Genomic DNA, 8,877 nt, shown 5'->3' with positions numbered 1-8,877 from the left:
TAGGGCCTCGGCGCGGCGCGCGCGGCAGGTGTGCCGCGCGCGTTTGAACTTCCGGATTCCAGCGGGCCTTGCCCGTGCTTCCTGGCAAGGCGCCCCGCCGTGCGGTGCGAGGGCTTGCGATGGACCTTGCTGCGCCCGGTTGTGCCTGGGGGTGCCGTCCTCGATGCTGGCGGGCGCAGCCGCCGTGGTCGATGGTGGCTTGCCGACGGGCCGGATGCCATGCTGACTTCTCTGCCGCTGCTTTCTTTTGCTCTGCTGTCGGGCCGATGCGGCGGGGCGTTCTGTTTTGTCCCTGGTCAGCCGGCTTGGGGTTCGGTGTGGCCGAACCCATGCCGGAAGGCGGTTGCCGCGTGGATGTTGCCTGTGCTCGTGGTCCTTTGCGAGGCGTCGGTCCGCTCCCACGGCCTTGTCTTTGAGCGTGAATCCTGGCGCGGGCACAGCGCACCTTCTCTTCGTTGTCACTGCGTTGCGGTGTGCTTCGGGCTTGTTCGCCGCAACCGGCCTGCCCGACAAATTTCCCCTGCGCTGCGCGCATTCCTCGCGAGACAAATTTCTCGGGCCTGCCGGTCCTTCACTGCGTTGCGGCCCTTCGCTGCGCTGCGGGTGCGGCGCGCCCGGCACCTTGCCTGATCGGATCACCGCACAAGGCCGCGATGGGCGCGGACCTGGCACCACCTCGAAAGGAAATCATCATGAGCACCATCGGCAACTTCACCGTTTCGGGCAACGGCTTCACCGGCACGGTCCGCACCCTGACCTTGAACGTCAAGGTCCGCATCGTGCCCAGCGACAAGGGCAGCGAGCACGCCCCGGACTACCGCATCGTCGCGTCGGCAGGGCTGGAGATCGGCGCGGCCTGGAAGAAGGTCAGCAAGGCGGACCGGCCCTACCTGTCGGTGACACTGGATGACCCGTCGTTCCCGGCGACGATCTACGCCCGCCTGGTCGAGGGCGAGGACGGCACACACAACCTGATCTGGACGCGCAGCAGGGGCGACTGATCGCCGTCCTGGCGCCCCGCTTCGGCGGGGCGCCTTGTTGCATTCGGCACCGACCTAGTGTCTCGCCCGGCGGTAGCCGCCGCCGTGCGAGGCGGGCTGGATGAAATGGCCGGATTTTTATGGAGTCGTCGTAAAGACGGTTTTTCTGCCTTGTGCTTTGACGGGTCGTCGTAAAGACGTACAGCCGATTTCACTCTTCGTCGGGTTTCAGAGAAAGAGGCTCTGCGGTTCAACGATTCCGTGCGTCTCCGGCGATGCCGGACCGCGCTCTTGTGCTGCGCATCGAGCCGCCAGGCGTCTCGACCCATCCGGGCGCCGATCGCTGACGCCTTCGCGCCTGCGGCGCTGCGCGCTTCGCTTGCGGAAAACCGTGGCAGGCCGAGGGTGTGTGTGGGGCTGGCTTGCTGGTGAGCCCATCGTGCCACGGCGGTCTCGCCGTCAAGGTCTGCGCGTGCCTTGCACGCTGGCGGCCACCTTGCAGGATGGCCGTCTGCGAACCCTGACTGCTGCGCTGCGCCGTGACCCGGAGGGCTCGGGCAATCCCGCCCGGCTTCCTTTCGGAGACCCATCATGCAACTCGCATCCCGTTTCGCTCATCATTCCCCGTCGCTGCGCAGCAGCTTGCCGTTGACCGACGACCAGATCCGCGCGGTGGCGCCGTCCATCTTCGCCGTGGACAAGCACATGAGCCGTTCCGACCGTTACACCTACATCCCGACCGGCGAGGTGCTGGCCGCGCTTCGCAAGGAAGGCTTCGAGCCCTTCATGGTGTGCCAGACCCGGGTACGCCAGGACGACCGGCGCGACTTCACCAAGCACATGGTGCGGCTGCGCCATGCGCGGCACATCGGCGATGCCGAGGCCAACGAGATTGTGCTGCTCAACTCGCACGACGGCACCAGCAGCTACCAGCTGATCGCGGGCTTGCTGCGTTACGCGTGCAGCAACGGACTGGTGTTCGGCGACACGTTCTCGGACGTGCGCGTACATCACAAGGGGCAGATCGTGGACCGCGTGATCGAGGGCGCCTACGAGGTGCTCGACGGTTTCGACCTGGTGCGCGAGCGCCGGGACGGCATGCGTGCGGTCACGCTGGATGCACAGGAGCAGGCGATCTTCGCGCGGGCGGCGCTGGCGCTGAAGTACGAGCCCGATCCGGTGCGGCCGGCACCGATCACGGAAGCGCAGGTGCTGGAAGCCCGGCGCAGCGCCGATGTGCGTTCCGATCTGTGGTCCACGTTCAACCGGACGCAAGAGAACCTGTTGCAGGGTGGCATCCCGGGACGCAGCGCGACCGGGCGCCGGATGCGCACGCGGGCGGTGCAGGGCATCGACCAGAACGTGAAGCTCAACCGGGCGCTGTGGATGCTGGCTGAGGAGATGCGTCGGCTCAAAGGCTGACGCCCAGGGCGGGGCTTGGCCTCGCCCTTTTTGCAATGCATTTGCGGTTTCTCAATTCGCTGTTGCGTTTTTCTTTGCGGGGGGGCGCGAGGACGGTAGCGCCGGCTGCGTGACAAGAGGGGCATCGAGTCGAGTGCGTATGTCCCCGAGGGACCGTTCTACTGCTTCCAGCCGCTCGGTGGTTTTTTCCCCCAAGCGAATGAGATCTGCACGTTGCTGCCGTGTGTCGGTCGGCTCCGCCGACACTTCTACTACGGCCATGGGTCGATGTGTAGAGGCTGTCCACTGGATCGCAGCCAGTAAGGTGCCACTGAGACCCACAGTGAATACCCATTTAATGACCTCTCGCGCCGCGACTGAAATTCTGGAATCCCACATTCGACCATCGACACTTCGCCGGTGGAGAAGTCGAAGCTTTGCAACGGTGATTCGATCTCGAAAGGTTGGGGCGCCTTCCAAGCAAGTGCACTGCATATACGCCACGAGCCAACGGAAGTGGCGCGAAAGGACTGTGCCCTTCGCAAGATCGGCGGGGTCGCCGACAATTTTGAGTTCAATGGCGTCCTCTATCGGCTTCATCCCCTCGCTGACGGCCGGATAGAGAAATACGTGCACTCTGCCGAGGTCGTCCCGCACGAACTCCAATGTTGCTCCCCGCTCTGACAGTAATTTCAACGATGGCCGCGCAGTGCTATCAAAATTTTCCTGGGAATCGAACGGTCGAGCCCCAAAGAAAACTTCGAGTTGACGTGCGTTTTTACCTCCTTGTCGGCCGCCAGGACAAGTACACAAGCTGTAGATCGCCTTAAATCGGTTGGCCTCAGGGTTGTTATTGCAGAGCGATTTGAAGCTCTCGGTTGCGGAACTCAAGAACTCTTGAAAAGCTTTGTAGCGCAGTTGACGAGCGCCAAGTGTTGATGACGTCACTCAAATTTCCTCGTCAAGAAATTGACTCATCGAGTGCTGCTGCCTGGTTGGACTTAAGAGTCCAACCTCGCTTCAGTCTCCAATACCAACTCCCCTGCACTGCGCCCCAGCGCCCGGGCGATTTTCAGGATCACGGACAGCGTGGGCATGTGCTCTCCGCGCTCGATTTTTCCCATGTGCGAACGCTCGATCCCGGCCAGATGCGCGAGGGTTTCCTGGGCGATGCCTTCCTCCGTGCGGATCGCGCGCACGGCTGCGCCAAAGGCCAGGGCCGGCGCAGCCTCGAAGGTCGTTGCGCCGGTGGGCCTTCCACGCTGGATTCCTCGCTTTGCTTGCATCACAGCAAGCGTCGCGATTGATGCCTATTAAAACCACGTTAAAGATAACTATTTTTCACCAAGGCACGAGGGACGGGCCTAGAATTCCTGCTCATGCAAAGGCAGGCACAGCGCTCACCCATGCCCCACGGTATGCCCGGCCCGAAGGCCGGCCCTCTTTGACTCCTGGAGCTTCCATGGCCTTTCTGACCGATGAGCAGCGCCGCGTGATGCTGGCCAACGGTGCTGCCAGGGCGCGCGGCGAAGACAGCGATCCGTATCCGGTGGTCAAGCTCTACACGCCGGATGCCGGCGCTGCCTGGGTGCTCACGGCCCTGGCCGCCGATGGCGACCTAGCCTACGGGCTCATCGACGCGGGTACCGGCTTCCCCGAGTTGGGCGAGGTGAGCCTGGCCATGCTGGCAGGCATCAAGGGACCGAAGGGCCTGCCCGTGGCCGTGGAGCCGCAGTACCGACCGCGCAAGACCTTGTCCGCCTACGTGGCCGACGCGCAGCGCGACGGCATGATCACGGACTGACGGGCACGGGTTTCGGCGGACACGCCCGGATGCTGAAGTTACCGCGCAGGCGCATCGCGCCGCGCTACCCCGGCGGGAAAGCGGCCCACACCGTCCCGATCCATGGCAGCTTGCCATCTTCAACCGAAGGAGCTTGCCACCATGACGATGCACAGCGATACCACCCCCTCGCCCTGGGCTGCCCCGGCCGCCTACCTCTATGCGCTGGACCTGGATGGGCCAGCGCTTGCCTGGGAGTACCTGCGTCGGCATCCCGGCTACCGCGCGGCTTGGCTCGGCACGCCCCGCAAGCGGCGCGCTGCCATCGCGCCACGCTGGGGCTTGCGATGTCGATCTTGATCCGCGCCTGGATGCGCGTGAGGCGCATCCGGTCTGGATCGGCGCCGAAGACCGGTTGCCTCACCTGCGCCCTGCGCAGGTACGCAGCAACGCGGGCGATGGCCCGGTCTTCAGCCTGTGGCGCATCCGTGGCCGCAAGCGCCTGCTGCATGCGGGAGCCGATCTGATCCTTTCCGCACTGGACGGCCGGCAACGGTTGCGAACGAGCGTGTCTCCCGCCTTGGTCGAGGGTTCGGCCTGCCGGCTCTCCCTGCCGACCGGCGGCGAAGCCGCGGCGGCCTTTGCCGCGCTGAAGGGCTTGCGCGGCGAATACCAGGCACCTGCCTTTCGCCATGTCTCGCGCATGGACCTGCTGCACATGCGCGGCCTGCAGGCACTCGATGCCTTGCAGGCTGGTTGCGGCCATCGGGAGATCGCGGAAGCGGTCTTCGGCGCCGATGCCACCGCCGGACGCTGGCATGCCGACAGCGACCTGCGCGCCCAGGTGCGCCACATCCTCTCCCGCGCGACGGACTTGATGGCGGGCGGCTACCTCCGGCTCGCTGGCGTGCGCCCCGGTTAGCGCCCGCCCACGGAGACGAGACTGGCCGCCGAATCTCCCTTCGCAGCCCACCCCCCTTTGCCCAGACTGCCTCCATCGGGCCGCGAATCGTTTGTGGCCCATCCACCGAGATGGAGGCCTTCATGGCAGCAGGACATTCGATCCTTTCGCGCGGCGCGGCAGCGGTTGCGCCGCAGCCCGCCCCGGCAGCAGCCGCAAAACCTGAATTCCTGACCACCGATGAGGCGGCCGCGCTGCTGCGCCTGTCGCCGCGCACGTTGGAGAAGCACCGCGTGCTGGGCGGCGGGCCGCGCTTCCGCAAGTTCGGCGCGCGCGTGGTCTATGCGATGGCCGACCTGCGCACCTGGGCCGACAGCCACACCTACGGCATGACCTCGGACCCCGGCTACGTGGTGCGGGATTCTGTTCGCTGAACGGGTCAGAGGTGTCTGCCATGTCCCGGCGCTCCAGCGAACGCGAGCAGCTCGCGCTGTTCCGCGCGCTGCCGGGCGACGACATGGCCCTGCGCGACGCGCAGGACCTGATGGCCTATCCCTTCTTCAGCCTGGCCAAGTCCCGGCGCACCGTGCCCATCCGCTTCGATGCCGGCGCCGTCTCGCTCACTGTCGAAGGCGTGCCCGAGCACGGCATCGCCACCATCTGGGACGCCGATGTGCTGATCTGGGCCGCCAGCCAGATCGTGCAGGCGCGCGACGAGGGGCGGCCGACCTCGCGCCTCATGGCCGCCACGCCCTACGAGATCCTGCGCTTCGCCCAGCGCGCCACGGGCCAGACCGAATACCTCGGGCTGCGCGCATCGCTGGACCGGCTGCAGTCCACGACAGTGCTGACCTCGATCCGCCAGGCCGGCAAGCGCATGCACCGCTTCTCGTGGATCAACGAATGGCAGGAGCACGTGCGGCCTGATGGCCGCTCGGACGGCATCGAGTTGATCCTGCCGGACTGGTTCTATTGCGGCGTGATGGACGACGCGCTGGTGCTCACGCTGGACCCCACCTACTTCCAGCTCACCGGCGGCATCGAGCGCTGGCTGTACCGCCTCGTCCGCAAGCACGGCGGGCGCCAGCGCAATGGCTGGCGCTTCGACCTGCGCCACCTGCACCTGAAGTCCGGCAGCCTGCAGCGCTACCGCGACTTCGCGCTGCACCTGCGCGGCCTGGTGCTGCGCCAGGCCTTGCCGGGCTATCGGCTCGCCATCGAATGGGCCGGCCGCACCGAGTGGCTGGCCTTCCGGCCCGATCCCGGCGCACCCGGCTGGGCTGATTTATCCACAGCACCTGTTGAAGAAGCTGTGGATAGCGCGGGGACGGGCTCGGGAGATCACCGGCGCGGGAGTCGGGAAATCGCCGGCGCCGCCATCGGGAAATCACCGGCGAAAAACCTTCTGAAACCCGCGTCCGGCAACGGTATGGGCCTTTCTTAACTTTTATCCATAACAAGGACTAACTCTATGAATAAAAGATGGGGCGCGGACTGCGCTGCCCAAGAAACAGGCAGCAGGTTGTCCACGGGTGCAGAAAACCGCTTTCCAGAAACGCAGGCCAGCGGGGCTGGCAAGGTCATCGCGCTGCTCAACCAGAAGGGCGGCGCGGGCAAGACCACGCTGTCCACGCACCTGGCCGGCGAGTTCGCCAGGCAGGGAAGGCGCGTGACGCTGATCGACGCCGATCCCCAGGGCTCGGCCTTGGACTGGGCGCAGCGGCGCCTGCAGAGCGCCCAGGGGCGGCTCTACGGGGTCTTCGGGCTGGCGCGGGACACCCTGCACCGGGAAGTGCCCCAGATCGCCCTGCAGGCCGACTACGTGGTGATCGATGGCCCGCCGCGGGTCGCGGCGCTCGCGCGCTCCGCGCTGCTGGCCGCCGACCTGGTGCTGATTCCCGTGCAGCCCAGCGCCTACGACGTGTGGGCGACGCAGGAGATGGTGAGCCTGATCAACGAGGCAAGAGTGTTCCGGCCTGCGCTGCGCGCGGCCTTCGTCATCAACCGGCGTGTGGTCGGGACGGTGATCGGACGCGAGGCGCGTGCCGCGCTCGCCGATCAGCCGTTTCCGACGCTGCACGCAGACGTCGCGCAGCGCATCGCGTTCGCCGACTGCGTGGCGGCGGGCGAGCTGGTGTGGGAGGTGTCGCCGAAGGGCGCGGCCGCGCGCGAGATCGCGGCGCTCGCGCAGGCCGTGCAGAACGTGCTTGGCGATGCACCGGAGGAGAGCAGGGAGGTGGCGCGATGACAGGCGCCGCCGATTCCCCGAAGCGGCGCCGTGCGCCGATCGGCCGCCGGCCCGCGGCCGATCCGGCCACGGCCTGGGTACACCGCGAAGACGCTGCCGCTGCGCAGGCGAAGGCGGCGGTCTTCACCGCCCGGCTCACCATCGACGTGACGCCCGCGCAGCGCGGGCGCATCAAGGTGATCGCGTTCCAGCGCGGCGTCACGGCCGCTGACATGCTGCGCGAACTGCTGGAGCGTGAATACCCGGAGGCACGGCCGTGACGCCGGCGCAGACGCCAGGCATGCAGGACTGGGCACGGGCGGCGCTGCCGCCGCGCCCCACCCCGATGCGCGTGTCGCTCGCCTTCGTCGAGCACCGCGTGAACGTCTACCTGCGCTTCGGCCGGCCCGTGCGCGAAACCGTGCTGGACCGCTGGCGGCGCGCCGCGCTGTTTGCGCCGGGCGCGGTCTGCTGCCGCATCAAGTGGCTGGGCAACGACTACGGCACGGCGCTGTGGCAGCTCATGGTGCTGCAGGCGCCCATGCCGTTCGATGACGCCCAGCGCGTGGCCGGCGTGTCGTCCGGCGCGCGCATTCTGCTGCGCGCCGATGGCGAGGAGCGCGTCAAGGCGGTGCTCGCGGCCATCGATGCCATCGAGACGGACGGCATCGATCCGTGCGCGGTGGCCACCATCTACTGGCGCACGGTGGGCAACCGGCTGGCCGCACGCCAGCCGCTGCCGGCGTACACGGCCGAGCGCCACGCGGCGCACCTCGCGCGCGGGGCGCTGCGATGACGCTGGGCATGTCTCGGGCGGCGCTGCTGGCCGTGGCCTGCATCGGCTTGGCAGCGCTATGCGCGCCGGCTCTGGTGCAACCTCCCGAGCGCATCGTCTACAACCCCAGCGCCAGCGTGGCTCGCGGCTGGTACCGCATCGCACCGCTGGCCAGCCCTGGCTCGCTGCACGTTGGCAGCATCGTGCTGGTCCGGCTTCCCGCCAGCGTGGCCGCGTTCGCGGCGCAGCGCGGCTACCTGCCCGTCGGCGTGCCCATCCTCAAGCGCGTGGGCGCCGTGACTCCGCAGCAGGTGTGCATTCGGGGGCGCATCGTGCGCGTCGATGGCGCCGCCGTCGCAACCGTGCTCGCACACGATGGCGCGCATCGGCCATTGCAGCCGTGGGCGTCCTGCCGCGCGCTGGCCGATGGCGAACTGTTCCTGCTCAGCGACACGCATCCGGCCTCGTTCGACAGCCGCTACTTCGGGCCGATCGATGCATCCACCGTGCTGGGCGTCGCGTTGCCGGTGTGGACATGGGGTGTGCCATGAACATGCCGCCGATCACGTATCCAAGCATGTGCCGGGCCTGCGCCGGCCGTGCGCCAGTCCTGCCGCTGAACTGCAGCCGAAGCGGTGCTTGGGCTGCAGTTCGGCGTGCAGGGAGCCCTGCGCCAGCCTGCAGTGCCTGCTGCACCCGCGCGGCCTTGCAGGCTGCGCTGCGCGCCCCGTGCGCGGCTGGCGACCAGCCGGAGCCGGGAGCGGATGCGGGGGCGCAGGCAGAGGGCAAGAGAAAAGGACCGGCACGCCT

The 8,877-nt window shown here is 67.4% G+C and carries 12 protein-coding genes and 1 pseudogene; 11 read left to right on the top strand and 2 right to left on the bottom strand.

Translation table 11 applies throughout. The annotated features are described in order from the left end of the window. Window positions 1–692: 692 nt before the first annotated feature. Together ABYB95_RS11615 and ABYB95_RS11610 are read left to right on the top strand one after the other, a co-directional pair. Window positions 693–1,001 carry a DUF736 domain-containing protein gene (locus ABYB95_RS11615; protein WP_372658686.1) on the top strand — a complete coding sequence of 103 codons (309 nt, stop codon included), beginning with the start codon at window positions 693–695 and terminating at the stop codon, window positions 999–1,001. Between the two features lie 570 nt (window positions 1,002–1,571). Further along, a complete protein-coding gene (locus ABYB95_RS11610; RefSeq protein WP_372658685.1) occupies window positions 1,572–2,402 on the top strand; it encodes a DUF932 domain-containing protein in 831 nt (276 codons plus the stop codon). A 51-nt stretch (window positions 2,403–2,453) separates the two neighbouring features. Here ABYB95_RS11610 and ABYB95_RS11605 read toward each other — a convergent pair whose 3' ends face one another. Both ABYB95_RS11605 and ABYB95_RS11600 read right to left on the bottom strand, forming a co-directional pair. Further along, on the bottom strand, window positions 2,454–3,329 hold the full coding sequence (locus ABYB95_RS11605; RefSeq protein ID WP_372658684.1) for a hypothetical protein: 876 nt from the start codon (window positions 3,327–3,329) through the stop codon (window positions 2,454–2,456). Window positions 3,330–3,382: 53 nt separating this feature from the next. Beyond that, entirely contained in the window at window positions 3,383–3,667 is a 285-nt protein-coding gene (locus tag ABYB95_RS11600) for a helix-turn-helix domain-containing protein (protein ID WP_372658683.1), read from the bottom strand. Window positions 3,668–3,843: 176 nt separating this feature from the next. Here ABYB95_RS11600 and ABYB95_RS11595 point away from each other — a divergent pair, with 176 nt between their 5' ends. From ABYB95_RS11595 to ABYB95_RS11555, 9 genes and pseudogenes are all read left to right on the top strand, one after another. Then, entirely contained in the window at window positions 3,844–4,185 is a 342-nt protein-coding gene (locus ABYB95_RS11595) for a DUF2958 domain-containing protein (protein ID WP_372658682.1), read from the top strand. Between the two features lie 102 nt (window positions 4,186–4,287). Continuing rightward, window positions 4,288–4,524, top strand: coding sequence for a transcriptional regulator domain-containing protein (locus ABYB95_RS11590; protein WP_372658681.1), 237 nt, complete (start codon window positions 4,288–4,290; stop codon window positions 4,522–4,524). Window positions 4,525–4,732: 208 nt separating this feature from the next. Further along, entirely contained in the window at window positions 4,733–5,086 is a 354-nt protein-coding gene (locus tag ABYB95_RS11585; protein WP_372658688.1) for a DNA -binding domain-containing protein, read from the top strand. A 122-nt stretch (window positions 5,087–5,208) separates the two neighbouring features. After that, window positions 5,209–5,499, top strand: a complete 291-nt coding sequence (locus tag ABYB95_RS11580) for a helix-turn-helix transcriptional regulator (RefSeq protein ID WP_372658678.1) — start codon at window positions 5,209–5,211, stop codon at window positions 5,497–5,499. A gap of 20 nt (window positions 5,500–5,519) precedes the next feature. Further along, window positions 5,520–6,329: pseudogene (locus tag ABYB95_RS11575) on the top strand (replication initiator protein A); the annotation flags it as partial. 207 nt (window positions 6,330–6,536) lie between these two features. After that, window positions 6,537–7,313 carry a ParA family partition ATPase gene (gene parA, locus ABYB95_RS11570; RefSeq protein WP_372658677.1) on the top strand — a complete coding sequence of 259 codons (777 nt, stop codon included), beginning with the start codon at window positions 6,537–6,539 and terminating at the stop codon, window positions 7,311–7,313. Then, complete coding sequence (locus tag ABYB95_RS11565) at window positions 7,310–7,573, top strand: chromosome partitioning protein ParB (RefSeq protein ID WP_372658676.1); 264 nt, start codon at window positions 7,310–7,312, stop codon at window positions 7,571–7,573. The genes parA and ABYB95_RS11565 overlap by 4 nt, the downstream gene beginning before the upstream one ends. A gap of 20 nt (window positions 7,574–7,593) precedes the next feature. Beyond that, window positions 7,594–8,088 (top strand): DUF2840 domain-containing protein, encoded by a 495-nt coding sequence (locus tag ABYB95_RS11560; RefSeq protein WP_372658687.1) that lies wholly within the window; start codon window positions 7,594–7,596, stop codon window positions 8,086–8,088. 8 nt (window positions 8,089–8,096) lie between these two features. Next, window positions 8,097–8,618 carry a S26 family signal peptidase gene (locus ABYB95_RS11555; protein WP_372658675.1) on the top strand — a complete coding sequence of 174 codons (522 nt, stop codon included), beginning with the start codon at window positions 8,097–8,099 and terminating at the stop codon, window positions 8,616–8,618. The last annotated feature ends 259 nt before the right edge of the window (window positions 8,619–8,877 follow it).

It is taken from the genome of Hydrogenophaga sp. (assembly GCF_041633695.1).
Lineage (GTDB): Bacteria > Pseudomonadota > Gammaproteobacteria > Burkholderiales > Burkholderiaceae_C > Hydrogenophaga.
This window is presented reverse-complemented; position numbering and strand designations above follow the sequence as displayed.